Raw genomic sequence first — 23,787 nt, 5'->3', positions numbered from 1 at the left:
GCCGGCTCAGGCAATCCACGGCTCCAAATCGGCCAGCTCGGCTGCGTTTCCGAGAGACGCTGGCTGCTCTCGTTTCGCGCAAACACACAAAGACGTGGACACCAGATGGGAGGTGGCATGAGCGTCATTCGCGTGGCAGCCGGAACAGGCGCGGCCCTCTTGCTGTGCGCTGCCCTTGCCGCATGCAGCGCGAATACGCCCGGCCGCGCCGCGCCGGCACCGGCGGTGCCGCAAGATATCGTGATTGCTGGCGAAAATGTCTTTCCCGAAAGCATCACCTCCGACGCGGCAGGCAACATCTATGTCGGCAGCGGCCACGGGACGATCTATCGCGCCGCTCCGGGCGCCGATACGGCGCAGCCCTGGATCCGGGCTAGCGCGGCCAACACGCTCAATTCGCTGTTCGGCGTTTTGGCGGACGATGCCGGCGGGCGGCTCTGGACATGCTCCAACCCCGACATGTTCGCGGGCGAAAAGGGCGCCTCCCATCTGGTTGCGTTCGAGCTCCACTCTGGCGAGTTCATTGAAAGCCTCGCCTTTCCGGAAGGCCGACCCACGGCGTGCAACGATATCGCCGTGGCGGCGAACGGGACGGTCTACGCCACCGACACCGCATCGGGCCGCATCTTCCGGCGAGCGCCAGGAGGAGAGCTGGAACTGTTCGCGGATGGGCAGGACCTGATTGGTGTGGACGGCATCGCCTTCGCCGATGATGGGACGATGTATATCAACAATGTGCGCCAGAACCTCGTCCAGCGTGTCGAGCTGGATAGCCGCGGTGCTTATGGGGGCCTGACCACGCTCCACCTCTCGCAGGCGGTCGGCGGCCCGGACGGGCTGCGCCCTCTGGGTGGCCATCGCTTCCTCCAGGCCGAAGGAACGGCCGGGCGCGTGGCGCTGGTCGAAGTGGACGGTGACAGAGCGCAGGTAACCACGCTGCGGGACGGGCTGGATTCGTCAGCCGCGGTAACGCGCGTGGGTGATGTCGCCTATGCCACCGAGGGCAAGATCCGCTACCGGATCGACCCGGCGCTGCGAGGGAAGGATCCCGGCACCTTCACCATTCGCGCCTTCGCCCTGCCGGAGGATCTGTGATGCGCCGCGCCATCCTTGCGGCCCCTGCCGCGCTGCTCCTTGTCGCCGGCTCTGCGCAGGCACAGGATCCCCAGCGGGAGATCGCCGAGCTGACCGAGCGGGTGAAGACGCTGGAAGGCATCAGGGCGATCAAGAATCTGCAACGCGCCTTCGGCTATTACGTGGATCGGGGCCTGTGGCAGCAGGCGGCTGACCTGTTCACCGACGACGGCACGATCGAAATCGGCGCGGACGGCATCTATCGCGGGCGGGATCGGATCGCCGAGTATCTGCGCCGTCTGCACGGCGGGCAGGAAGGGCTGATCTACGGCCAGCTCAACGAATGGATCACCCTGCAGCCGGCCATCACCATGGGGCCGGATGGCAGGACAGCCACCGCGCGCTGGCGCGACCTGGGCATGCTCGGCCAGTACAAGCATCAAGCCAGCTGGCGCGACGGCATCTACGAGAACAGCTATGTGCGCGAAGACGGCGTGTGGAAGATCGACACGCTGCATCTCTACGTCAATTTCGTGGCTCCCTATCAGAAGGGCTGGGCGCGGCTTGACGAAGGCGAGGGCGTGCAGCGTTCCCAGGCCTCGCTCGACTTGCCGCCCGACATCGAGCCGCGCGGCATCCCGGCGCCTTTCCCGCAGCGTAGCGTTCCTCCCTTCAGCGCGCCGCACCCGGTAACCGGCAAGAAGGTGGAGGTTCGATGATGCGCAGGATCATGACATCCGCCGTGATCGCTGCCGCCCTTCTGCCGTCCGTCCCTGCAATCGCACAGGCTTCGGTCGAGGAGCGGATCGCCGCCTATCGCCAGCGGGTCGAGCGACTGGAAGATCAGGCCGAGATTGAGAAGCTGCAATCGCTCTACGGCTATTATTTCGACAAGGGCATGTGGTCCGAAGTGGCCGACCTTTTCGCCGATCAGGGCACGTTCGAATATGGCCAGCGCGGCGTCTACGTCGGGCGGCAGCGCATCGAGCGGGCGCTGCTGCTGTTCGGCCCGGAAGGGCTGGGGCCTAAGCGGCTGAACAATCACATGCAATTGCAGGCGGTGATCGAGGTTGCGAAGGATGGCCGCACCGCCACGGGCCGTTTCCAGGGGCCGGTCATGCTGTCCGAACCGGGCGCCCAGGCAAGATGGGGCGTCGGCATCTACGAAAACCGATATGTGAAGAAAGGCGGGACATGGCTGATCGCCAGCCTGCATTTCTATCCGACCGCCTGGACCGATTACGATCAGGGCTGGCTCAAGTCGCAGCTGCCGATGGAAGGGCCGAGTGCGCTTTACCCGCCAGACCGGCCGCCGACCGAAGTCTATCGTGCCCTGCCGAGCAATTACATCCCGCCCTTCAGCTTCCGGCATCCGGTAACGGGCGAGGAAATCACCGTGGTGCAACCGGCGGATGACGTCGTGGGGAGGGACTGATGCGCAGGCTTGCAGCATCCACCTTGCTGATCCTGGGCTTGGCCGCGAGCCTTCCCGCCAGCGCACAGGACGAAGCGAGCGTCGAAGACCAGCTCGACGCGCTCGACCGCCGCATAACCCGTCTCGAGGATCTGAACGACATCGAGCGGTTGCAGCGAACCTATGGCTATTTCGTCGACAAGGGCCAGTGGACCCATCTCGCCAATCTGTTTGCGGAGAATGCGACGCTGGAGATCGGCGGGAAGGGCATCTTCATCGGCAAGGATCGCGTCCTCGAATATATGCAGACAGCCTTCGGGCCCGATGGCGCCCCCAAGGGCATCATCGCCAATCACATGCAGTTCCAGCCGGTCGTCAACGTCTCGCCCGACGGCAAGACGGGCTGGCTTCGCGGGCGCGCCTTCGTGATGAGCAGTGCCGGCTGGGGCCTGCCTCTGTACGAGGACGAATTCATGAAAGAAGATGGCGTGTGGAAAATCGCGCGCCTTTCCGGCCCCTTCACCATGTACACCAACTGGGAGGGCTGGGGTAAGAACGCGCTCAACAATACCTGGCCGGACAAGTTCGACCCGCCGCCGGATCTGCCGCCGAGCACGGTCTACCTGACGTATCCGGCCTATTACATCGCTCCGTTTCACTATCCCAATCCGGTGACGGGAGAGGTCTTCCGGCCTTCGCCTGGGCAGGCCGGTGCCTATCATCACCCTCCCGGCACGCCGGAGCAGGAAAGCGCCCTCAATATTGGCCGCCTTGCCGATGGCACGCAGCCTATCGCCACTCCGCCAGAGAACTGACTGACATGAACCGCTGGATCCGGCTTGCCGCACCCCTCTGGGCGCTTTTCCTCGCATCCTGCGTGGCCGCGGATGGTCCGGCGACCGTATCCGCGCAGGCCAACGATGCGCTCTCCGCCCCTGCGGGCGAGGAATGGCTGATGGACGGCCGGACCTATTCCGCGCAGCGCTACAGCCCGCTCACGCAGATCGACAGGGACAATGTCGCGACGCTCGGCCTCGCCTGGTATGACGATCTGGGCACCTATCGCGGGGTGGAAGCGACGCCGCTCTATGCCGATGGCGTGCTGTACAACACGCTGCCGTTCAACATCACCATCGCCTATGACGCCCGCACCGGCAAAAGGCTGTGGACCTACGATCCTGAAACCCCGCGCGAAATGGGCCGCTACGCCTGTTGCGAGCCGGTGAGCCGCGGCCTGGCGCTGCATGGGGACAAGGTCATCATCGCCACGCTCGACGGGCGCCTTATCGCGCTCGACCGCAAGAGGGGCAAGCCGATCTGGTCCACGCGGACCTTCGGGGACAATTTTCCCTACACCATCACTGGTGCGCCGCGCGTCTTCGGAGACAAGGTGGTGGTGGGCCAGTCGGGCGGGGACTTTGGCGTGCGCGGCTTCGTGGCCGCCTGGAATGTCGAGACCGGCAAGCAGGAATGGAAGTTCTTCCTCACCCCGGGCGATTGGGCCGCCGGACCGGATGGGGTCGCCTCCGATCCCGTCATGGACATGATCCGTAAGACCTGGTTCGGCACCGATTATCTGCAATTGGGCGGCGGGGCCAACCCTTGGGACGCGATCGCCTATGATCCCGATCTCAATCTCGTGTATGTCGGCACCGGCAACGCGACGCCGCATTCCCGTTACTACCGCTCGCAGAACAAGGGCGACAATCTCTTCGTATGCTCCATCGTCGCGCTCGATGCAGATACGGGCGCCTATCGCTGGCACTATCAGATGAACCCGGGCGAGGAATGGGACTGGACCTGCACCCAATCCATGATCAGCGCCGATCTCGAGATAGACGGCAAGATGCGCAAGGTGCTGATGCAGGCGCCCAAGAACGGCTTCTTTTACGTGCTCGACCGTGAAACGGGCGAGTTCATCAGCGCGGCGCCGCATGTCTACCAGAACTGGAACGAGGGTTTCGACAAGCAAGGGCGCCCCGTCACCAGCGAGAGGGTGCGCTACGGCTTCGACCCGAGGCTGGTGGCGCCCGGGCCGGGCGGCGCGCACAACTGGTTTCCCATGGCCTACTCCCCGCGTACCGGGCTGGCCTATTTCCCGGCCTACCAGTCGGCGCTCGTCTATGCCTTGCAGCCGGACTGGAAACCGCAGCCCATGCGCTCCAACAGCGGCTGGGGCGGCTATACGGGAGAGGTCGGCAAGCAGCGGGCGAAGTTGCAGGCAGAAGGCAACAAGCTGGAGCGGGCCTGGCTGACCGCATATGACCCGGTGAAGCAGAAGATCGCCTGGCAACACGAACTGCCGCGCCATGGCAATGGCGGCGTCCTGGTGACCGCGTCGGATGTGGTGTTCGAGGGCACGACGAAGCAGACCTTCACCGCCTTCGATGCGCGCAATGGTGCCGTGCTGTGGGAATTTCCAACGCAAAGCGCGCCTGTGGCAGGCGCGATCACCTACATGCTGGATGGCGAGCAATATATCGCGATCAATGCCGGTTGGGGCGGCGGCGCTGCGCAGATCGAGCGCGGCGCGGGCACGGAAATGCCGCGGGCGCCAGCCCGGCTGCTGGTTTTCAAGCTAGGTGGAACGCAGAGCCTGCCGCCTTTGCCCGAGCGGGCAAGCTCGCCGCCGGCGCCCCCGCCGCTCCGTGCGCCCGAAGCGACTGTGACGCGCGGCGCGCAGCTCTTTGCCCAGACCTGCTCTGTCTGCCACGGGCAGAATGCGATCGGCGGCGTCGCCGACCTGCGCCATATGACCCCGGCGACGCACGACCGATTTGAGGAGATCGTGCTGGGCGGGGCCTATGTGGACAAGGGCATGGCCGCCTTCGACGACATTCTCGACAAGGAACAGGTCGACGCAATTCACGCCTATCTCATCGCGCGGGCCAATGAGGACTGGGGCCGAAACACGCAGACCGAGTGAGATCGACTTGGACATTCCTCAGTCAGGGCTGACCGTGACCGGTTGTTCTTTCCGGCTCCTGTTCTGCCTCAAGAAGCAGATGCCTGCCTAGGCCCGCTGCTCTTCGGCAGGCACGACGCCAAGTCTTCTGGCGAGCCAGTTGATCGTCGGGCCCTGTATCAAGCTGCATAGCAAAACGACGAAGAACACGATGTTGAAGATCGCGAATGCGCCGGGCACGCCCGCGACAATCGGAAACGTCGCCAGAACGATCGGCACCGCTCCGCGCAATCCTGCCCACGAGATGAAGAGCTTGGACCGCCAGCCAAACTGGCGGAACGGCAAAAGGCACAGGAATACGCTCAGCGGGCGGGCAACCAGCATGAGGATAAAGGTTATGGCCAGGCCGGGGCCGATGACATGGACCAGATTGGATGGCGCGATGAGCAAGCCCAGCGTGAGGAACATGGCCACCTGTGCAAGCCATGCCATGCCGTCCTGAAAGGTCGCCACGATCGGCTTCGCCGCATAGCCGCGGTTGCCCGCCATCAGGCCTGCCACATAGGCGGCGAGAAAGCCGTTTCCGCCCACGATCTGGGCGCAGCCGTATGCGATAAGCGCGGTCGCGATCGAAATTACGAAGGCAAGCCCTCCGTGGGCGTATTTTGAACGCTTGAGTATCTCCGGCATCAACCAGCCGGCAGCCGTTCCGATGGCTGCTCCCGCAGCCATCTGCACAATGAAGTCTGACCCGAGCGTCAGCACGGACACGTCCGGCGTGGTCAGGAAAAGGAGCGCCGCACCGACCAGAAAAATCGCCATCGGATCGTTGGAACCGGACTCGACCTCAATCAGCGCTCGCACATCGGCGTTCAGCTTCATGTCGCTCGAACGCAAAATGGCGAACACGGCAGCGGCGTCTGTCGACGCAACGATCGCGCCAAGGAGAAAACCCTGAAACGGCCCGAAGCCGAGGATCAGCATGGCGGCAGCTCCGACGACCCCTGCGCTCAGCAATACGCCCAGCGTTGCAAGAAGCAGCGCCGGAACCGCCACGCGACGAACGTTTCGCCACTCCGTATCGAGACCGCCCGAGAAAAGGATGAATATCAGGCACGCGACGCTGATCCCCTGGGTGACCAGATAGTCATCGAATGAGATCCCGCCTGGGCCGTCGACACCCGCGAGCATCCCCAGGGCGAGAAAACCGATGAGGGCCGGAAGGCCGAAGCGACTTGAAAGCGTCCCGGCCAGGACGGTCAGGAGGAGCAAGATGCCGACCGACAGCAGTGCGACTTCAGGGCTGACAATAGGCATGTTCAAACCTTGGCAGGTGTAATGCTGAACAGAGGCTTAGCTATGTAACCCAATGTCCTTATCGACACTTGGCCTCTCCGTTAGGAGATCAGTTTTTGGTCTGGGAGGGTAATGGTGCCCAGGGGCGGAATCGAACCACCGACACTGCGATTTTCAGTCGCATGCTCTACCAACTGAGCTACCTGGGCATCGCCTCTGCCACAGGCCCCGAAAGGCCCGGCGAGCGGTTGGAGTGGCGCCTATGGCGAAGGGCCGCGGGCTTTGCAAGAGGGTTATTCCTCTCTTGCGATGTCCTCCGGGTCCGCCGGCGGACCGGGCACGGCATAGCCGTCGTTCAGCCACTGGGCCAGGTCGCGGTCACGGCAGCGGCTGGAGCAGAAGGGGCTGAACTCCTCGCTTCGGGGCTTGGAGCAGATAGGGCAGGAGCGCTTCGTCATAGGGGTACAAGCTGGGCATGCGGTGCCTCGATCGCAAGGCCGGGATCGGCGCGCCAGCGCAGCTCGCGCCCGGTGCGACGGGCCAGTTCGGCGCGCCATTCGGGACGGATAGCGGCGGCGAGGGCGGGGTGCCCGGTGAGCTCCACGGCGCCCGCGCCCTGCAGCCCCTCGGCCCGGCGCAGTAGCAGGCGGGCGGCCATTTCCGAGCGGCGCAGATGGGCGCGCTGCAGCAGCGAGGGCCGCCGCAGCCGCGCAACGATCTGCACGAAGCCGAAGCCGTTCATTGCCGTGCGCTCATGCGGCCAGCCGGCAAGTGCCGCCTCCAGCGCCTCGTCCACCGCGCGCCGGTCTGCCTTGCTCGCCAGCGTGGGGAAATCGACGCCGATCGCGCCCCCCACGTCGAACCGCCGCAGGGCTGCAGCCAGCGAGGGGATGGCCGCGAGCGCCAGCGCCTGGGCGCTGCCCGTGCCGTCCACATCCACCAGCAGCATGGCCGGCGTGGGGCTGAACAGCAGCGCGCCACCGGCGAAATCCACCTGGGCGGCGAAGGCTTCTGCCACCAGTTCATCCCACACCGAGACGGGGAAGCGATGCACCGGGCGGGCTTCGTGGCCTTCAGCGCGAAGGGACTGCAGCAGGGAGGGGGCGGGGCGCGGGGCCTGCTCGCTCGGCCGTGCCTGTGCGCGCTTCATCCGGCCCCGTTCCGCCATGGCCGGACGCAGCACTTCCAGCCGCAGCACGGAGCCCTCCGCAGCGGAAGCGGGCAGGCGATCGACCAGGGCTTCCTCGCCATTCGGGAAGCGGGCGGTGCCGCGCGGTGCGCCGGCGGTGCGTGCAATCAGCACGGCATCAGCGATCTCGCCGGCTTCAAGCGCGCCGGGCCAGCGCAAGCGCGCGGCGACAATCTCGTCCTGTTCGATCAGGATCGCACGCTCTTCGCCGATCCCGTCTTCGAGAAGCCATTCAGCCAAGGGGAAAGCCTGCGGAGCGCAGCAGCGCGCGGGTTTCGAACAGCGGCAGGCCAACCACACCCGAATGGCTGCCCGCAATCCAGGCGATCAGACCTTCGGCGCTGCCCTGGATGGCATAGCCGCCCGCCTTGCCGTGCCATTCGCCCCCGGCGAGATAGGCGGAGATCTCTTCGGGCGAGAGCCGCTTGAAGCGCACCTGCGTTTCGCTCAGCCGTTCGCGCAGCGTGCCGTCAGGCGCCAGCAGGGCGACGGAGGACAGCACCCGGTGGCGACGGCCGGACAGCAGCTTGAGGCAGCGCCGCGCCGTCTCCTCGTCCTCCGCCTTGGGCAGGATGCGACGGCCGACCGCGACAACCGTGTCGCCCGCCAGCACATGCGCGGCACTATCGCTTGCCGCCTGAGCCTTTTCGCGCGCCATTCGCTGGGCATAGGCGCGGGGGAGTTCGCCCTTCAGCGGCGTTTCGTCTATATCGGCGGGGTTTACGCGGGCCGGCTCGACGCCCAGCCGCGCGAGAAGTTCACGCCGCCGGGGGCTGGCCGAAGCAAGGATGAGATCGGGTTGCATGGCGTGGCGTGCAGTCACGCCGCGGCGCTATTGCGGCCCCGGGCCGCCCCGGCCGGGCATGAAGCGATAGGTGATTCTGGCCTTGGTAAGATCATAGGGCGTCAGTTCGCACAGGACTTCGTCCCCCACGAGCACGCGAATGCGGTTCTTGCGCATCCGCCCGGCAGTATGGCCGAGAACTTCATGGCCGTTTTCGAGCTCTACCCGGAACATCGCGTTCGGCAGCAATTCCACCACCTTGCCGCGCATCTCGAGGAGTTCTTCTTTAGCCATTAAATCGCTTGTTCCGTGAACTGGATTGCCATTGGCCGCGCGCCATAGCTGCGACAGTCGAAAAAGGGAAGCCTGCGCGCAACTGGTCTCTATTCTCCAGGAGATTGTAGCGTTTGCGACACTTTATTACCCAGCGCGGCTTGCGAAGAGACCAGCCTGTCGCGATAGGCGGCGGTAGAAGGGGCGAGGCAGTCAAGTACAAGGATCATCATTTGCGCCCGACCCGTTTCCGCACCTTCTCCGCATTGTCCCTCGTCCTGTCTCTTGCCGCCACGCCCGCGTGGGCAGAGGACGCGACAGCGCAGCAGCAATCCAACGGGCCCGACACCGGCGCGGAGGACGGGCGGGATTCGACCGAGGGCGAAATCCTGGTCATCGCCGATGCGCTGCGCGGGACTGTGGAGGCGCCGCAGCCCCCGATCCTGGAACTGACCACCGAAGATATCGCCGCCTATGGCGTCAGCTCCGTGGCCGATCTGATCGAAGCACTGGGGCCGCAGGTGAACAGTGGTCGCGGGCGCGGCAGCGGTCCGCCCGCCATTCTGGTGAACGGCGTGCGGATTGCCAGCTTCCGCGAGCTGCGGTCCTACCCGCCCGAAGCGATCGAGAAGGTGGAGGTGTTCCCCGAGGAAGTGGCGCTGCGCTATGGCTTCTCGGCCGATCAGCGCGTCGTCAACTTCGTGCTCAAGCGCAATTACTCCAGCCGCGAGGTGGAGCTGGAATATGGCCAGCCATGGGAAGGCGGCTATTCCACCAAGGAGGCGGAAGCCACCTATTTGAAGCTCAGCGGCCCCTCGCGCTTCAACGTCAATCTGGAATGGAACGATTCCGGCCTGCTGACGGAGGCGGATCGCGGCGTGGTGCAATCCACCCCGCCGACCTACGCCACCGATCCCGATCCTGCGCGCTTCCGCAGCCTGGTGAGCGATTCCTCCGAACTGACGGCGGAAAGCACCTGGACGACGAAGCTGGCGGACAACGGCACATCGCTGACGCTGAACGGCGGCTTCGAACGCAGCGATACGCTGCGTCTGCAGGGGCTGGATACGGTGGTGCTCACCGCCCCCGGCGGCGCCAGTGCGCTTCGCACCTTGAACGAACAGCGGCCGCTCACGGTGGATTCGCGCACCGATACCTATTCGCTAGGTGGCGCACTGAACGCGCCGCTAGGCGATTGGCAGCTGACGGCGACGGTGGACGGCAGCCGTGTCGACGCGCGCAGCCTGATCCGCCGCCGTGCCGATACACAGGATCTGATCGACGCAGCCGCCGCAGGCGCGCTGCCGATTGACGCGGCGTTGCCGCAGCTGGCCGATGCCGGCGTGGACACCGCGCTGACGAAGACGGATTCCGCTTCCAGTCTCGTCACGATCACCGGCAGCCCGCTTTACGCGCCGGCCGGCCCCGTCTCTGTGACGTTCGATGCCGGGTATGACTGGACCCGCATCCGCAGCGAGGACAGCCGTACCGAGGTGGATCGCACCGAGCTCAAGCGGGGCGATCTGTCGGCCGGCGTCAATCTTGGCGTGCCGATCACCAGCGTGCGCGATGATTTCGGCGCCGCGATCGGCGATCTTAGCTTCAACGCCAGCGCCGGGCTCAACCACCTGTCGGACTTCGGCACGCTGACGGATTGGTCGGCCGGCCTCACCTGGTCGCCCTTCGACATCCTGACCCTGACCGGCAGCCGCATCGTCAAGGAAGCGGCGCCCACGCTGGCGCAGCTGGGCAATCCTGAAATCGCGACGCCGAATGTGCCGGTGTTCGACCTCACCAATGGCGAAACGGTGCTGGCCACGCTGATAACCGGCGGCAATCCCAACCTGCCGGCGCAGAAGCAGCAGGACTGGAAGTTCGGCGCGATCGTGGAACTGCCGTTCCTTGACCGGTCGAACTTCTCGATCGACTATTTCATCAATCATTCGGAGGATGTGACCTCCACTTTCCCGGTGCTGACGCCGGCGGTGGAAGCGGCCTTCCCCGGCCGCGTGGTGCGCGATGCCAGCGGGCGGCTGGTGTCGATCGATCAGCGCCCGGTCACCTATGCCGCGCAGGATTCGCAGCGGCTGCAGTTCGGCCTCAACCTATCCGGGCAGATCGGCAAGGCGAGCGAGGGCGGCGGGGGCGGTGGCTTCATGGGCCGCTTTGGCGGAGCGGCCGCTGGCGGCGGACAGGGCGGGGCGGGCCAGGGCCAGAGCGGCGGCGGAGGACAGGCGAATGGCGAAGGCCGGCCGGGCTTCGATCCGGCCAAGCTGCAGGCCTTGAGGCAGGAGTTCTGCGCACAAAGCGCGGATGGCTCCACGCCCACCCTTACCGAAGAGCAACTGGCCGATTTGCCGCCGATGCTGGTGCAGCGGCTGAAGCGTGAAGACGGTACGATCGATCCGGAGCGGGTGGCGCAGTTCCGCACGCGCTTCTGCAGCAATGACGGCTTCGGGCGTGGCCCGGCCTCGCGCGGTCCGGCTGCCGATGGCGCGCCGCCGCGCGGAGATGCGGCTGGCGGGGGCGGACCCGGGGGCAGGGCACCGGGCGCTGGCGGCGGCCCGCGTGGGGGCGGCTTCGGCCCGCCGGGCGGCGGCAGTGGCGCCACCGGGCGCTGGTTCGCCAATCTGACCTACAGCTATGAGATCAAGAACAAGGTGGAGGTCGCCGAAGGCGGGCCGGTGCTCGATGCGCTGAATGGCGAATCCATCTCTGCCGACGGGCTGGCGCGCCATTCCGCCACGGCCCGCGTGGGCTTGTTCTATGACGGCTTCGGCAGTTTCCTCAGTAGCAAGTACACCGGCTCGTCCAACATCGCCGGCAGCGGCCTGCCAGGCAGCGAGGATCTGCATTTCAACGATCTCGTCACCTTCGACATCCGGCTGTTCGTGGATTTCAACCAGCAGGAAAAGCTGCTGAAATCGGTGCCGCTGCTGAAGAACACGCGCCTGTCGTTCAGCGTGGACAACATCTTCGATGCACGGCAGCGGGTGGAGGATTCCACCGGTACGGTGCCGATCCGTTACCAGCCTTATCTGGTCGATCCGGTGGGACGCTTCTTCGAGATCGAGCTGCGCAAGATCTTCTGATTGCGCGCGCAGGCGGGATGACGGGCGGGGCAATTGTGCCTATCTGGGCGCGATGTCCCGAACGCCTGCCGGAACCCCGCCCAACCCGAAGGGCGCCGAGAGATTTCATGAGGATCGCGCGTCCTACACGCTGCGCGGATCGTCCCAGCCCGACATAGAGGCGGGCGTGGCCGCGATCCGCGCGGTGGTGAAGACGCTGCCCACGCGGCCCGGCGTCTATCGCATGGTCGATGCCCGGGGCGATGTGCTCTATGTGGGCAAGGCGCGGGTGCTGAAGAACCGCGTGGCCAATTACACGCAGGTGGACCGCCTGCCGATCCGGCTGCAGCGCATGGTCAGCCAGACGCGCGGCATGGAGATCGTCACCACCAACAGCGAGGCGGAGGCGCTGCTGCTCGAAGCGCAGCTGATCAAGCGCTTCCGCCCGCCGTACAACGTGCTGCTGCGCGACGATAAGAGCTTCCCCTTCATCCTGCTGCGCGAAGGGCATGATTTCCCGCGCATCATGAAGCATCGCGGCGCGCGCAAGGCCAAGGGCAGCTATTACGGGCCCTTCGCCAGTGCCGGCTCCGTCAACACGACGATCAATGCGTTGCAGAAGCTGTTCCTGCTGCGATCCTGCACCGACAGCTTCTTCAGCCGGCGGGACCGGCCCTGCCTGCTCTACCAGATCAAGCGCTGTTCCGCCCCCTGCGTGGGCCGCATCGATGCGGCCGGCTATTCCGAGCTGATCCGCGAGGCGAAGGATTTCCTGGGCGGCCGGTCGGGCGCGGTGCAGAAGAAAATCGAAGTGCAGATGCAGGAAGCGGCGGAGGCGCTGGATTTCGAGCGCGCGGCCATGCTGCGCGACCGGCTGCGCGCCGCGACCTTCATCCAGGGCACGCAAGCCGTGAATGCCGGCGGCGTGGGCGATGCGGATGTCTTCGCGCTGGCGGAGAAGGGCGGCCATGTCGGCATCCAGGGCTTCTTCGTGCGCGGCGGGCAGAACTGGGGCCACCGCGCCTTCTTCCCCAGCCACACCAGCGGCGTGGCGGCGGAAGAGGTGCTCAGCCGCGTGCTTGCGCAATTCTATGAAGAGGTGCCGCCCCCGCGCACGATCCTGGTGGACCGCGAATTGCCCGATCGCGAGCTGCTGGAGCAGGCTTTCGGAGAGCTTGCTGGCCGATCGGTGGAGATCAGCGTGCCCCAGCGGGGTGACCGGCGACGGCTGATGGAGCAGGCCAGCCGCAATGCGATGGAAGCGCTGGACCGGCGGATGGCGGAAAGCGGCACGCAGGCGAAGGTGATGCGCGAGCTGACCGAATTCCTCGAGCTTTCCGACGTGCCTGCCCGCATCGAGATCTATGACAACAGCCATATTCAGGGCAGCAAGGCCGTGGGCGCCATGGTGGTGGCGGGGCCCGAAGGCTTCCTGAAGAACCAGTATCGCAAGTTCAACATCCGCACTGCGCAGACCAATGACGATTTCGCCATGATGCGCGAGGTGATGAACCGCCGCTTCTCCCGCGCGATGGAGGAAGACCCCGACCGCGAAGGCGGCCTATGGCCCGATCTGGTGCTGCTGGACGGCGGGAAGGGGCAGATGTCCTCCGCCCGGGACACGCTGGAGGAATTGGGGATCGAGGACGTGCCGCTGATCGGTGTCGCCAAGGGGCCGCACCACGGGCGCGAGGGACGAGAGGTGTTCCATTTCCCCGATGGGCGGGAGAAGATGCTGCCCGTCAATTCTCCGGTGCTCTTCTACCTCCAGCGGCTGCGGGACGAGGCGCATCGCTTCGCCATCGGCGCGCATCGGGCCAAGCGCAGCCGGGCGATCACCGCCTCTCCGCTGGACGAGATTCCCGGCATCGGCCCTTCGCGCAAGCGGGCGCTGCTGCTGCATTTCGGGACGGCGGGCAAGGTGCGCGCGGCGGCGCTGGACGATCTGAAGCGGGCGCCGGGCATCAGCGAGGGCGTGGCCCAGAAGATCTACGATTTCTATCACGCGCGCGGCTGAACCGCCGGACCCGCTGCGTTGATCGCCCGCCGTCAGCCCTGCTGGGGGACGGCGCGCATCATGCCTTCCTGCGCCACGCTGGCGACCAGCCGGCCGTCGCGCGTGAAGATCTGCCCGCGCCCGAAGCCGCGGGCGAGGCCGGACCAGGGGCTGTCGGTGACATAGAGCAGCCAGTCGTCCGCGCGGAAGGGGCCGTGGAACCAGATCGCATGATCGAGGCTGGCGGCCTTCACCTGTCCCAGGTGGAAGCTCAGCCCGTGGGGCATCAGCGCCGTGGGCAGCAGCTGGAAATCGCTGGCATAGGCCAGCACCGCGCGGTGCACCGGCGGATCGTCGGGCAGGGCGGCCACGGTACGGAACCAACAATGGGCCACGGGTTCGCGCTTCTGCGGATCGAGCCAGTCGCGCGGTTCGATGGAGCGGATGTCGATCGCGCGCGGCTGCATCAGCCGGTCGCGCATCACGCCTTCGGGAAAACCTTCGGCAATGCGTCGGCGCACGACGGTGTCGGATTCCAGCTCTTCCGGGGGCGGCACGTCGGGCATGGTCGCCAGCTGGTGCGACAGGCCCTGCTGCGGTTCCTGGAAGGAGGTGATGAGGTTCAGGATCGGCTCGCCCTGCTGGCTCGCCACCACGCGCCGGTTGGAAAAGCTGCTGCCGTCGAAATCGCGCTTCACGCGGAATTCGATGGGCAGATCGTCCGTACCGCCGCGCAGGAAATAGGCGTGCAGCGAATGGGTGTGGCGGCTGTGCGGCACGGTGCGCCGCGCCGCGCCCAGCGCCTGGGCGATCGCCTGCCCGCCGAATACGCGGCCGATGCCGAATTTCTGCCGCCGGCCGATGAAGCGATCACCGCCGCGCGGCTCGAGATCGAGCAGCAGGGTGAGCTCGGCCACCAGCTCTTCGGGCGTGGGATTGTACGGGGACATGCTCGCCATTGGTAAAGCGCCATGCGCGGCAGTTGGCCCCCAGTCAACAAATCCCGGGGATTCGCCGTGCAATTCGCCAGCCGATTGCCTTGGCCCTGTTGCTCCGCGGCCACCGCCCCGGCGGCGCGGGATCGAGGCCCCAGCGGCGCAGCAAGCTGTTGAAAGCGCGCGCATCGGCTTCGGCAAAGCTCCATTCGCTGCGCCAGGTGATCGACAGCGAGATGGAAGGCGCGGGGCCGTTGCGCACATAATGCGGCGCCATCACCGGAACATAGACGGCTTCGCCGGGATCGAGCCGGAAGGTCAGGCCGCCGGGTTCCAGCGCGGTGTCCCAGGCCAGTTCGCGCGCGCCGCCGGTGTGATAGGCCTCGTGCACCCGGTCGGGGGCGAAGCGCGGATCGCCGGCGGGGAAGATCGTCATCGCCTTCTGTCCGCGCAATTGCAGCAGGATGTTGTGTTCCGGGTCGAAGTGATAGGGCGTCACCGCATCGGGGCTGGAGACGAAGATGAAGCCCTGCGTCTTCATCATACGCCCGGTGCGGCCCACCACATCCGCGGTCAGCTCACCCAGCAGATCGGCCAGCAGGGCGGCATAGGCGGGCTGCTGTTCGATGTTCTTCAGCACCGCCCAGCTGTTGCTGGTGTCGATGCGGCGGATCGTCTCCCCAATGGTGAGCCCCGTGGCGCCGGGCTTGCCGTCCACGCTGATCGGCAGGTCGCCGCGATTGTACTCGATGGAGCGCGGCGGCAGGCTTTCTCCCAGTTCGGCCAGCGCATCGAGCGCCAGCAGCGGGTGGTCGCCCAGCGCGTGGCGCAGCTTATGCGGGCCCTCGGGGTAGGAGGCGGCGAAATCCGCATGCGATGCGGGCGGGAACACCGCGCCGCTCCCCGCTGGGCCGGCGGGATGGATGGGGCCGTGACTGGTCATGCGATCCCTCTGGGAAAAGAGCCGGTTTCCTTCTTCGCCAGCATGCGGAAGGCCATGCGATGCACGGCACCGCCGATGGCGACATTGTAGCGGGCGATGGCGCGGCGTTCGCGCCAGAAATGGTCGATCATCGGGTGATCCGCCGCCGCGCAGCTATCCGCCCAGGCAATGCCGGGCTGCGCCAGCAGGGCCAGGTTTTCCCGTTGCAGCAGCACCCCGGGGGAGAAGCGGGCGAAGCCTTCATCGAACGCCGTCTTGTAGGAGAAGGCGCCGGGCGGGCAGAGGAAATTCACCAGCATCGCCAGTGGGCGCCCGTTCAGCCGAATGGCGAGGCGTTCCAGCCGGCCATGCCGCGCAGCGCCTGCCAGCGCGCTGAGGAAGAGATCGCGCGTTTGCGGCGCGCAGGCGAGGGCGGAGCCCGCGGTCCCCTTCCAGCCGGCGCGTTCCAGCTCCAGGAATTCGCGCGCCCAGCCATGCAGGCCCGCGGCCGAAGCGGTGCGTTCCACCGTCAAATCGCCCTCTTCGGCCAGCCGGCGGTGCTGGCGGCGCAATTCCTTGCGCTTCTTGCCCGAAAGCGCCTGCTCCAGATACTCCTCCGGCGAGAGGGGGGAGGCGAGCATGGCGCGCTCTTCCTGCCACACGCTCGCCGCGGGGCGCTTCCTGCTGGCGCAGGCGGCAGCAAGTGCGCGATGCAGCGGCCCTTCGGTGGGCAGCTGGGAGAGATGGAGGAAGGTGGCGCAGCCCGCGCGCGCATCGCACCAGGCGAGCACCTGCCGCCAGAATATCCCCTCGAAGCCGGGGGCGACGAGCGGCGTGCCCAGAAAGGCGTTGTCGTGGATCCAGTTCGCCCAATGCGGCAGGCGATGGCCGTAATATCGCGATTGCCGCTTCACCGGCAGCAGGCCAGCAAGCTGCCCATCCGCCGTCAGGCACAGCAGTTTCACCTCTCCTGTCGTGTCCAGCGCGCGTAGCGCCGGCAGGAGATACCAGCTTTCGTGGAACGGATTGGGCTCTGCCGCCCATTGGGCCAGCGCATCCCATTGTGTGCGCTCTGCCGCGCTATCGAAGCGGCGCCAGTCTTCCGCCATCAGCGCCAGCGCGGGCACAGGCCGGCCGCTGCCGGGCAGGGCGGCATCGGGCATGGTCAGGGTGGAAGCGTGGCGGACCAAGCGGGCGTTAACCTTCGCAGGAAGCATTTATGGGCGAATTGCCGGCGCTTCTAGCGAGGCCGAGCGAAGGAAGGCTTAATCCGGAGGGTAAAGAAAACCCCACCCGGCGCCCCCCGCCGGGTGGGATATGTCGGCGGCCGCGCGGCCGCCGGTCAGGCAGCAGCCAGCGCCGCCAGCAGCAGCAGGGCCACGATATTGGTGATCTTGATCATCGGGTTCACCGCCGGGCCGGCGGTGTCCTTGTAGGGATCGCCCACCGTGTCACCCGTCACCGCGGCCTTGTGGGCTTCGCTGCCCTTGCCGCCGTGATGGCCGTCCTCGATGAACTTCTTCGCATTGTCCCAGGCGCCCCCGCCGGATGTCATGGACAGGGCCACGAACAACCCGCTCACGATCACCCCCAGCAGCAGCGCACCCAGCGCGGCGAAGCCATTGGCGGGGCCCGCCACCCAGCGGATCACGAAATAGACCGCGATCGGCGCCAGCACCGGCAGCAGGCTGGGCACGATCATTTCCTTGATCGCCGCCTTGGTGACGAGGTCCACCGTGCGCGCATAATTGGGTCGGCTGGTGCCGGCCATGATGCCCGGATCGCCGGCGAACTGGTCGCGCACGTCCTTCACCACATCGCCCGCCGCGCGGCCCACCGCCGTCATGCCCATGGCGCCGAACAGATAGGGCAGCAGCGCCCCCAGCAGCAGGCCCACGATGACATAGGGGTTCTCCAGGCTGAAATCGACGCGCAGCGCGGGGAAGAACTCCCTGAGATCGGTGGTATAGGCGGCGAAAAGTACCAGCGCGGCCAGCCCCGCCGAGCCGATGGCATAGCCCTTGGTCACCGCCTTGGTGGTGTTGCCCACGGCATCCAGCAGGTCCGTCTTTTCCCGCACCGCATCGTCCAGCCCGGCCATTTCGGCGATGCCGCCGGCATTGTCGGTCACCGGGCCATAGGCGTCCAGCGCCACCACCATGCCCGCCAGAGCCAACATGGCCGTGGCGGCGTAGGCGATGCCGATCAGTCCGGCGAGCTGGTAGGCGATGACAATGCCCGCCACGATCACCAGCGTGGGCAGCGCGGTCGCTTCCAGGCTGATCGCCAGCCCCTGGATCACATTGGTGCCATGCCCGGTTTCCGAAGCCCGCGCGATGGACCGCACCGGGCGGAAATTGGTGCCGGTGTAATATTCGGTGATCCAGATGATGAGCCCGGTGATGACCAGGCCAAGGAGCGAGCACCAAAACAGGTCCATGCCGGTGAAGGCCTGGTTTCCGATCGTCTCGTTCATCGTGCCCAGCGCCGCCGAGATGGCCAGCCAGATGGCGGGAATGGAAAGCACCGCGGTGACGAGGAAGCCCTTGTACATGGCCCCCATCACATTGTTCGATCCGCCAAGGCGCACGAAATAGGTGCCGATGATCGAAGTGACGATGCACACGCCGCCGATCAGCAGCGGCAGCGCCATCAGCGGCAGCAGCAGCGTGCCTGCGCTGCCCAGCAGCAGGGCAGTGAGCACCATGGTGGCCCCCACGGTGACCACATAGGTTTCGAACAGATCGGCCGCCATGCCAGCGCAATCGCCCACATTGTCGCCTACATTGTCCGCGATCACCGCCGGGTTGCGCGGATCGTCCTCGGGAATGCCCGCTTCCACCTTGCCCACCAGATCGGCGCCCACATCGGCTGCCTTGGTGAAGATGCCGCCGCCCAGTCGGGCGAAGATGGAGATCAGTGAGGCGCCGAAGGCGAGGGCGGTCAGCGCACGGGTCACCTCCCGGTCATTCGCCGGCAGGGCCATGGGGCCGATCAGCACATAGAAGAAGCCGGCAATCGCCAGCAGGGCGAGGCCCGCCACCAGCATCCCGGTGATCGCCCCCGCGCGGAAGGCGAGGGTGAGGCCCTGCTGCAGGCCCGCCTGCGCCGCCGCCGCCGTGCGCACATTGGCCCGGACGGAGATATTCATGCCGATGAAGCCGGCGAGGCCGGACAGGACCGCCCCCAGCACGAAGCCGGTTGCGCTCATCGCGCCGAGAAACAGGGCGACGATCACGGCCATGATCACGCCGACTATGGCAATGGTGGTGTATTGGCGCTTGAGATAAGCCTGCGCGCCTTCCTGAATGGCGCCGGCGATTTCCTGCATCTTTTCAGAACCGGCATTTGCGCCGAGCACCTGGCGGCTGGTGACGAAGCCGTAAACGACGGCGAGCAGCCCCAGCGCGATTGCGATGGATACAAGGTCCATATTTGACCTCCCCCTCTCTCCATTTGGGCAGCCCGAACTTTTCGCCGGGTCCGCCAAGTCAAGATGGCTATAGGGCAAGTAAGGCCGGCGCAAGGACAAAGCCGCGAGCCTTGTGGCCTTTCCTACAGCAGGAAAGGTTTGCAGCCTTTCCCGCATGCAGGCCGCGCTCTACTTCCATCCCCATGATATTGCACGATTCAGGGGCGGAATCCGGGTGGGTTACACTTTTGGCATGAACCCTGTTCCAGCGTGTTCCAGCGGCCCCGCGAATCGCCCGCTAGCGATGCTGCCAGCCAAGCCCTTCGGCATTCACGATCGCCTCTCCGTCGAGGAACAGGGGGGCGAAACCCAGTGGCTCCGCGCGGCCGATGCGGGTGGCCGCCACGGGTGGCTCCACGCCTTCCGGCAGGGTGAACAGCAGTTCGTAATCATCGCCCCAGCGCAGCGCATCCAGCCGCCGCTCTTCTGGCGCGGCCAGCGGGACGGAGCCGCCCTCGATCGCCAGCGCCACGCCGCTGGCCCCGGCCATGCGCCAGGCATCGAGCAGCAGCCCGTCCGAAATATCCATCATGGCCGTGGCCAGCGGCGCGAGGGCCTGCCCTTCGGCCAGCCGGGCGAGCGGGCGGCGATAGGCCGTGCTGTCTCCAGCCCCGCCGTCGCGCAGCGTTTCGAAGCCGATCATCGCCGCGCCCAGTGCGCCGGTGACGAACAGCCCGTCCCCCGGCCGCGCGCCGCTGCGCGATGGCACGGGGCGGTGCATCGCGCGGCCGATGGCGGTGAGGCCGAAGGCGCGCGGGCTGCCGCCGCCCACCGTGTCGCCGCCCAGCAGCGGCATGCCGTAATGTTCCAGCGCATCGGCCAAGCCGCTGGCGAAGCCTTCGTCATCCGCGCCCAGCATATGGCCCAGCAGCCCGCCGATCGGTTCGGCCCCCTTTGCCGCGAGGTCGGAGACATTGCTGGCCACCAGCTTCCAGGCGACATCAGCCATGTCCTGATCCGGCAGGAAGTGCACGCCTTCCACCATCATGTCATGGGTCAACACCAGCGCTTCGGCGCCCAGCTCCAGCACCGCCGCATCGTCCGCCAGACCGCGCGCGGCGGGGTGGTGCGCCAGCGCGCGCATTGCCGCGATAAAGCCGGATTCTCCTTCCATCGTCCTGTCATTGCGATAGGCCAGGGCGAAAGCCAATAGAAGGATCGCAGACCGTGACGAAACGCATCTCCGCCGCTGCCCTGCTCGCTGCCGCCGGCTGCGCCTGGGCCGCCCCCGCCGCCGCCTGGGGGCCGATCGGCCACCGCATCACGGCGCAGATTGCCGAGGACAATGTCAGCGGCCGCACCATGGCGCATGTCCGGGCGATTCTGGGGACGGAGGATCTGGCGGAAGGCGCCACCTGGCCGGACGAGCAGCGATCGAACCCGGCGCCCTTCTGGCAGAAGGAAGCCTCCCCCTGGCACTATGTCACCGTGCCGGCGGGCGCCGATCCCGCCGATTTCCCCCACCCGCCAGAGGGGGACGGGATCACCGCGCTGCGGACCTACACCGCCGTGCTGCGCGATCCGGCGGCCGGGCAGGAGGAGAAGGCGCGGGCGCTGCGCTTCGTGGTGCATATCGTGGGCGATCTGCACCAGCCGCTTCACGCCGGCGCCGGCAGCGACCGCGGGGGGAACGACGTGAAGGTGCTGTGGTTCGATGCGCCGCAGAACCTCCACTGGGTGTGGGACGAAGGGCTGATCGAGCGACAGCAGCTGAGCTACAGCGAATATGCCGCGCGGCTGGAACGGCGCATGACGCCGCAGCAGGTCATCGCCTGGTGGAACACCGATCCCGCGACCTGGATCGCCGAAAGCGTCGCGCTGCGCGATCGAATCTATCCTCAGCCGGGGCAGGTGCGCGGGCAGGGCACGCAGGAGGACCCCTTCGTCCTCTCATGGCAATATAGTTACGACTGGACCCCGCCGGAGGAGGAGCGGCTGCAGCAGGCCGGCATCCGCATCGCCGCCTATCTCGACTGGGTGTTCGCCGGGCTGTGACGGGCGTGGAGGGCCCCGCCGATGCCTATGCGCGCGCGGCCTTTGCCACCGCGTCCAGCACGCCGTTCACGAACTTGGCCTCGCGCTCTTCGAAGAAGGCGTGGGCTACGTCGACATATTCGCTGATGGCCGTGCCCACCGGCACATCGGGGCGGGCGATCAGCTCATAGGCGCCGGCGCGGAGGATTTGCAGCATGGTCTTGTCCAGCCGCTGGAGGCTCCAGCCCTGGGCCAGTTTCTCGCTCAGCAGGGCGTCGATTTCCTCGGCTCGCGCATCGAAGCCGCGCACGATGTCGTCGAAGAAGGGCACGTCCGCTTCGGCGAATTGCACATCCTCGATCTCGCGGCCGAGCCGGTGCTGGTGGAATTCGTCGAGCAGGCGGGCCAGCGGCGTGCCTTCCATCTGCTTCTGATACAGCGCCTGCACCGCGGCAAGGCGGGCGGCGGAACGCGAACGGGATCGGGCGGACATATTCATTTCAGGCGCAATTCCACGGATTTGGCATGGGCAGGCAGGCCTTCGACCTTCGCCAGAGCGATCGCGGCCGGGCCGAGTTTCGCCAGCGAGCCTTCGCCCATGGAGATGAAGCTGGTGCGTTTCATGAAGTCCAGCACGGAAAGCCCGCTGGCAAAGCGCGCGCGGCGGCCAGTGGGCAGGACATGATTGGGGCCCGCGACATAATCGCCCACGGCTTCCGGCGTGTGGCGGCCGAGGAACACGCTGCCGGCGTGGCGCAGCTGGTCGAACAGCGCTTCGGGCTCTTCCACCGCCAGTTCCACATGCTCGGCGGCGAGCCGGTTGGCGAGGGCGGGGGCCTCCGCAAGGTCGCGCACGATCAGCAGCACGCCATTGTCGTCCCAGCTCTGCCGGGCGACCTTTTCCGTGGCCAGCATGGAACACTGCAGGTCCACGCAATCGGCCACTTCGGCGGCGAACAGGGCATCGTCAGTGATGAGAATGGATTGGGAGGACGGGTCGTGCTCCGCCTGGCTCAGCAGGTCGGCGGCGATCCAGTCCGGATCGTTCTTGTTGTCGGCGATCACCAGGATCTCGCTCGGCCCGGCGACCATGTCGATGCCGACCACGCCGAACAGCTGGCGCTTGGCTTCGGCGACATAGTCATTGCCGGGGCCAGTGATCACATCCACCCGGCCGATCCGATCGGTGCCATAGGCGAGGGCGGCCACCGCCTGCGCGCCGCCGATCCGCCACACCTCGTCCACGCCGGCCAGATGGGCCGCGGCGAGAACCAGCGGGTTCACCTCCCCGCGCGGCGTGGGCGTGGTGACGACAAGGCGCTCGACCCCGGCAACCTTGGCCGGGATGGCGTTCATCAGCAGGGACGAGGGATAGGCCGCGCGGCCACCCGGGACATAGAGCCCCGCCGCATCCACGGCCCGCCAGCGGGCACCGAGCCGCACGCCGGCATTGTCCACATAGTCGCGATCGGCGGGCAGTTGCGCCTCGTGATAGGCGCGGATGCGCTCCGCCGCGAGCTCCAGAGCGGTGCGCAGGTCCGGCTCCAGCGCGTCGAAGGCGGCGCGGCAGGCCTCCGGCGCCACGCGCCATTCCTCTTCCGTGCCCAGCGTATGCCGGTCGAACCTTTGTGTATATTCGGTCAGCGCCGCATCGCCGCGCTGGCGCACCTCGGAAAGAATATCGGCTACGGTGCGGGCGATATCCGCCTCGCTTTCGCGCCGGTCGTCCACTAGCCGCGCGAACTTCCGCTCGAAATCCTCATCCGCCGTTGACAGCCGCAGCATCACGCCGCCTCCGCACTGGCAAGGGCACGGAACCGCTCGACCAGATCGGCTACGCGCGCATCCGTCTTCAGCGCGGCGCGGTTGACGATCAGGCGTGCGGAGACGGGCATGATCACGTCAGCTTCCACCAGCCCGTTTTCCTTCAGCGTGCGGCCGGTGGAGACGAGATCCACGATCCGGCGCGAAAGCCCGAGCGAGGGGGCCAGCTCCATCGCGCCGTTCAGCTTGACGCATTCGGCCTGGATGCCCTGTCGCTCGAACCAGCGGCTGGTGATATTGGGATATTTGGTCGCGATGCGCAGGTGGCTGGCATGGCCGGGGGCATAGCCGCTTTCATCCTGCGGCACGGCCACAGAAAGGCGGCAATGCCCGATATCGAGATCGACCGGGGCATAGAGCTCCGAATAGTCGAACTCCTCGATCACGTCGGAGCCGACGATGCCCGCCTGCGCGGCGCCGAAGGCCACGAAGGTAGCAACGTCGAAGGCGCGCACCCGGATGATCCGCATATCGCCCCGATCGGTGGCGAAGCTGAGCGCGCGGTTGGCCTTGTCGTGAAAGCCGCTTTCCGGCACGACGCCCGCGCGCGCCATCACGGGCAGCGCCTCGTCGAGGATGCGGCCTTTCGGCACGGCGAATGTCAGCTGCGATGTGGACGTTCCGCTCATGGCGCGGGCATGTAGGCGCGGGCAGGGGA

21 protein-coding genes and 1 tRNA gene are annotated in these 23,787 nt (G+C 66.6%); 8 read left to right on the top strand and 14 right to left on the bottom strand.

What is annotated here, in order from left to right; genetic code table 11:
* The first annotated feature begins 117 nt into the window (after positions 1-117).
* Genes AEB_RS14770 through AEB_RS14750 form a run of 5 tightly spaced genes read left to right on the top strand, consistent with a single transcriptional unit; the run spans position 118 to position 5,414 of the window.
* Positions 118-1,095 (top strand): SMP-30/gluconolactonase/LRE family protein, encoded by a 978-nt coding sequence (locus AEB_RS14770; protein ID WP_172593115.1) that lies wholly within the window; start codon positions 118-120, stop codon positions 1,093-1,095.
* Positions 1,095-1,793: a nuclear transport factor 2 family protein gene (locus AEB_RS14765; protein WP_119083817.1), complete on the top strand. Its 699-nt coding sequence runs from the start codon at positions 1,095-1,097 to the stop codon at positions 1,791-1,793. Before AEB_RS14770 ends, AEB_RS14765 begins: the two co-directional genes overlap by 1 nt.
* Positions 1,790-2,509 (top strand): nuclear transport factor 2 family protein, encoded by a 720-nt coding sequence (locus tag AEB_RS14760; RefSeq protein WP_119083816.1) that lies wholly within the window; start codon positions 1,790-1,792, stop codon positions 2,507-2,509. Before AEB_RS14765 ends, AEB_RS14760 begins: the two co-directional genes overlap by 4 nt.
* On the top strand, positions 2,509-3,303 hold the full coding sequence (locus AEB_RS14755; RefSeq protein ID WP_119083815.1) for a nuclear transport factor 2 family protein: 795 nt from the start codon (positions 2,509-2,511) through the stop codon (positions 3,301-3,303). The genes AEB_RS14760 and AEB_RS14755 overlap by 1 nt, the downstream gene beginning before the upstream one ends.
* Positions 3,304-3,308: 5 nt before the next feature.
* A complete protein-coding gene (locus AEB_RS14750) occupies positions 3,309-5,414 on the top strand; it encodes a PQQ-dependent dehydrogenase, methanol/ethanol family (protein ID WP_119083814.1) in 2,106 nt (701 codons plus the stop codon).
* 87 nt (positions 5,415-5,501) lie between these two features.
* Here AEB_RS14750 and AEB_RS14745 read toward each other — a convergent pair whose 3' ends face one another.
* From AEB_RS14745 to infA, 6 genes are all read right to left on the bottom strand, one after another.
* A complete protein-coding gene (locus AEB_RS14745) occupies positions 5,502-6,710 on the bottom strand; it encodes a potassium/proton antiporter (RefSeq protein WP_119083813.1) in 1,209 nt (402 codons plus the stop codon).
* 112 nt (positions 6,711-6,822) lie between these two features.
* Positions 6,823-6,898: transfer RNA gene (locus tag AEB_RS14740), tRNA-Phe, on the bottom strand.
* 84 nt (positions 6,899-6,982) lie between these two features.
* Entirely contained in the window at positions 6,983-7,147 is a 165-nt protein-coding gene (locus tag AEB_RS14735; protein ID WP_119083812.1) for a DNA gyrase inhibitor YacG, read from the bottom strand.
* Positions 7,144-8,118, bottom strand: coding sequence for a ribonuclease (locus AEB_RS14730; RefSeq protein WP_119083811.1), 975 nt, complete (start codon positions 8,116-8,118; stop codon positions 7,144-7,146). Before AEB_RS14730 ends, AEB_RS14735 begins: the two co-directional genes overlap by 4 nt.
* Positions 8,111-8,683, bottom strand: coding sequence for a Maf family protein (locus AEB_RS14725; RefSeq protein ID WP_119083810.1), 573 nt, complete (start codon positions 8,681-8,683; stop codon positions 8,111-8,113). The genes AEB_RS14730 and AEB_RS14725 overlap by 8 nt, the downstream gene beginning before the upstream one ends.
* A gap of 27 nt (positions 8,684-8,710) precedes the next feature.
* The gene (infA, locus tag AEB_RS14720; protein WP_055920719.1) at positions 8,711-8,956 is read right to left on the bottom strand and encodes a translation initiation factor IF-1; all 246 of its coding nucleotides are present in this window, start codon (positions 8,954-8,956) and stop codon (positions 8,711-8,713) included.
* 212 nt (positions 8,957-9,168) lie between these two features.
* Here infA and AEB_RS14715 point away from each other — a divergent pair, with 212 nt between their 5' ends.
* Entirely contained in the window at positions 9,169-12,027 is a 2,859-nt protein-coding gene (locus AEB_RS14715) for a TonB-dependent receptor plug domain-containing protein (protein WP_119083809.1), read from the top strand.
* A 52-nt stretch (positions 12,028-12,079) separates the two neighbouring features.
* The gene (gene uvrC, locus AEB_RS14710; protein ID WP_119083808.1) at positions 12,080-14,023 is read left to right on the top strand and encodes an excinuclease ABC subunit UvrC; all 1,944 of its coding nucleotides are present in this window, start codon (positions 12,080-12,082) and stop codon (positions 14,021-14,023) included.
* A 32-nt stretch (positions 14,024-14,055) separates the two neighbouring features.
* Here the strand turns inward: uvrC and AEB_RS14705 are convergent, their stop codons facing one another.
* The 5 genes from AEB_RS14705 to thiL all read right to left on the bottom strand — a co-directional run bounded on the left by AEB_RS14705 (position 14,056) and on the right by thiL (position 20,445).
* Entirely contained in the window at positions 14,056-14,961 is a 906-nt protein-coding gene (locus AEB_RS14705; protein WP_119083807.1) for an acyl-CoA thioesterase, read from the bottom strand.
* A 34-nt stretch (positions 14,962-14,995) separates the two neighbouring features.
* The gene (locus AEB_RS14700) at positions 14,996-15,880 is read right to left on the bottom strand and encodes a cupin-like domain-containing protein (protein WP_119083806.1); all 885 of its coding nucleotides are present in this window, start codon (positions 15,878-15,880) and stop codon (positions 14,996-14,998) included.
* The gene (locus AEB_RS14695) at positions 15,877-17,049 is read right to left on the bottom strand and encodes a GNAT family N-acetyltransferase (RefSeq protein ID WP_231958760.1); all 1,173 of its coding nucleotides are present in this window, start codon (positions 17,047-17,049) and stop codon (positions 15,877-15,879) included. The genes AEB_RS14700 and AEB_RS14695 overlap by 4 nt, the downstream gene beginning before the upstream one ends.
* Before the next feature lie 152 nt (positions 17,050-17,201).
* Positions 17,202-19,292, bottom strand: a complete 2,091-nt coding sequence (locus AEB_RS14690) for a sodium-translocating pyrophosphatase (protein ID WP_119083805.1) — start codon at positions 19,290-19,292, stop codon at positions 17,202-17,204.
* Between the two features lie 277 nt (positions 19,293-19,569).
* Positions 19,570-20,445: a thiamine-phosphate kinase gene (gene thiL / locus AEB_RS14685; RefSeq protein WP_119084669.1), complete on the bottom strand. Its 876-nt coding sequence runs from the start codon at positions 20,443-20,445 to the stop codon at positions 19,570-19,572.
* Between the two features lie 53 nt (positions 20,446-20,498).
* Here thiL and AEB_RS14680 point away from each other — a divergent pair, with 53 nt between their 5' ends.
* On the top strand, positions 20,499-21,326 hold the full coding sequence (locus AEB_RS14680; protein WP_119083804.1) for a S1/P1 nuclease: 828 nt from the start codon (positions 20,499-20,501) through the stop codon (positions 21,324-21,326).
* 25 nt (positions 21,327-21,351) lie between these two features.
* Here AEB_RS14680 and nusB read toward each other — a convergent pair whose 3' ends face one another.
* The 3 genes from nusB to hisG are packed head-to-tail and all read right to left on the bottom strand — an operon-like array spanning position 21,352 to position 23,758.
* Positions 21,352-21,804 carry a transcription antitermination factor NusB gene (nusB, locus tag AEB_RS14675; RefSeq protein WP_231958759.1) on the bottom strand — a complete coding sequence of 151 codons (453 nt, stop codon included), beginning with the start codon at positions 21,802-21,804 and terminating at the stop codon, positions 21,352-21,354.
* On the bottom strand, positions 21,801-23,090 hold the full coding sequence (gene hisD, locus AEB_RS14670; RefSeq protein ID WP_119083802.1) for a histidinol dehydrogenase: 1,290 nt from the start codon (positions 23,088-23,090) through the stop codon (positions 21,801-21,803). The genes nusB and hisD overlap by 4 nt, the downstream gene beginning before the upstream one ends.
* Positions 23,090-23,758: an ATP phosphoribosyltransferase gene (hisG, locus tag AEB_RS14665; protein WP_119083801.1), complete on the bottom strand. Its 669-nt coding sequence runs from the start codon at positions 23,756-23,758 to the stop codon at positions 23,090-23,092. Before hisG ends, hisD begins: the two co-directional genes overlap by 1 nt.
* Positions 23,759-23,787: the final 29 nt, after the last annotated feature.

Origin of the sequence: Altererythrobacter sp. B11 (assembly GCF_003569745.1) — a bacterium.
GTDB lineage: Bacteria > Pseudomonadota > Alphaproteobacteria > Sphingomonadales > Sphingomonadaceae > Croceibacterium_C.
Note: the sequence above shows the minus strand (reverse complement) of the source record. Positions and strands in the feature narration are given on the sequence as shown.

What these genes read in the sequence shown, in the direction of transcription:
- AEB_RS14705 (WP_119083807.1), bottom strand. Translation starts at nt 14,961, where the DNA reads ATGGCGAGCATGTCCCCGTACAATCCCACGCCCGAAGAGCTGGTGGCC.
- nusB (WP_231958759.1), bottom strand. Translation starts at nt 21,804, where the DNA reads ATGAATATGTCCGCCCGATCCCGTTCGCGTTCCGCCGCCCGCCTTGCC.
- AEB_RS14755 (WP_119083815.1), top strand. Translation starts at nt 2,509, where the DNA reads ATGCGCAGGCTTGCAGCATCCACCTTGCTGATCCTGGGCTTGGCCGCG.
- AEB_RS14690 (WP_119083805.1), bottom strand. Translation starts at nt 19,292, where the DNA reads ATGGACCTTGTATCCATCGCAATCGCGCTGGGGCTGCTCGCCGTCGTT.
- AEB_RS14735 (WP_119083812.1), bottom strand. Translation starts at nt 7,147, where the DNA reads ATGACGAAGCGCTCCTGCCCTATCTGCTCCAAGCCCCGAAGCGAGGAG.
- AEB_RS14700 (WP_119083806.1), bottom strand. Translation starts at nt 15,880, where the DNA reads ATGACCAGTCACGGCCCCATCCATCCCGCCGGCCCAGCGGGGAGCGGC.
- AEB_RS14770 (WP_172593115.1), top strand. Translation starts at nt 118, where the DNA reads ATGAGCGTCATTCGCGTGGCAGCCGGAACAGGCGCGGCCCTCTTGCTG.
- AEB_RS14745 (WP_119083813.1), bottom strand. Translation starts at nt 6,710, where the DNA reads ATGCCTATTGTCAGCCCTGAAGTCGCACTGCTGTCGGTCGGCATCTTG.
- uvrC (WP_119083808.1), top strand. Translation starts at nt 12,080, where the DNA reads ATGTCCCGAACGCCTGCCGGAACCCCGCCCAACCCGAAGGGCGCCGAG.
- AEB_RS14765 (WP_119083817.1), top strand. Translation starts at nt 1,095, where the DNA reads ATGCGCCGCGCCATCCTTGCGGCCCCTGCCGCGCTGCTCCTTGTCGCC.
- AEB_RS14750 (WP_119083814.1), top strand. Translation starts at nt 3,309, where the DNA reads ATGAACCGCTGGATCCGGCTTGCCGCACCCCTCTGGGCGCTTTTCCTC.
- hisD (WP_119083802.1), bottom strand. Translation starts at nt 23,090, where the DNA reads ATGCTGCGGCTGTCAACGGCGGATGAGGATTTCGAGCGGAAGTTCGCG.
- AEB_RS14760 (WP_119083816.1), top strand. Translation starts at nt 1,790, where the DNA reads ATGATGCGCAGGATCATGACATCCGCCGTGATCGCTGCCGCCCTTCTG.
- AEB_RS14725 (WP_119083810.1), bottom strand. Translation starts at nt 8,683, where the DNA reads ATGCAACCCGATCTCATCCTTGCTTCGGCCAGCCCCCGGCGGCGTGAA.
- thiL (WP_119084669.1), bottom strand. Translation starts at nt 20,445, where the DNA reads ATGGAAGGAGAATCCGGCTTTATCGCGGCAATGCGCGCGCTGGCGCAC.
- infA (WP_055920719.1), bottom strand. Translation starts at nt 8,956, where the DNA reads ATGGCTAAAGAAGAACTCCTCGAGATGCGCGGCAAGGTGGTGGAATTG.
- hisG (WP_119083801.1), bottom strand. Translation starts at nt 23,758, where the DNA reads ATGAGCGGAACGTCCACATCGCAGCTGACATTCGCCGTGCCGAAAGGC.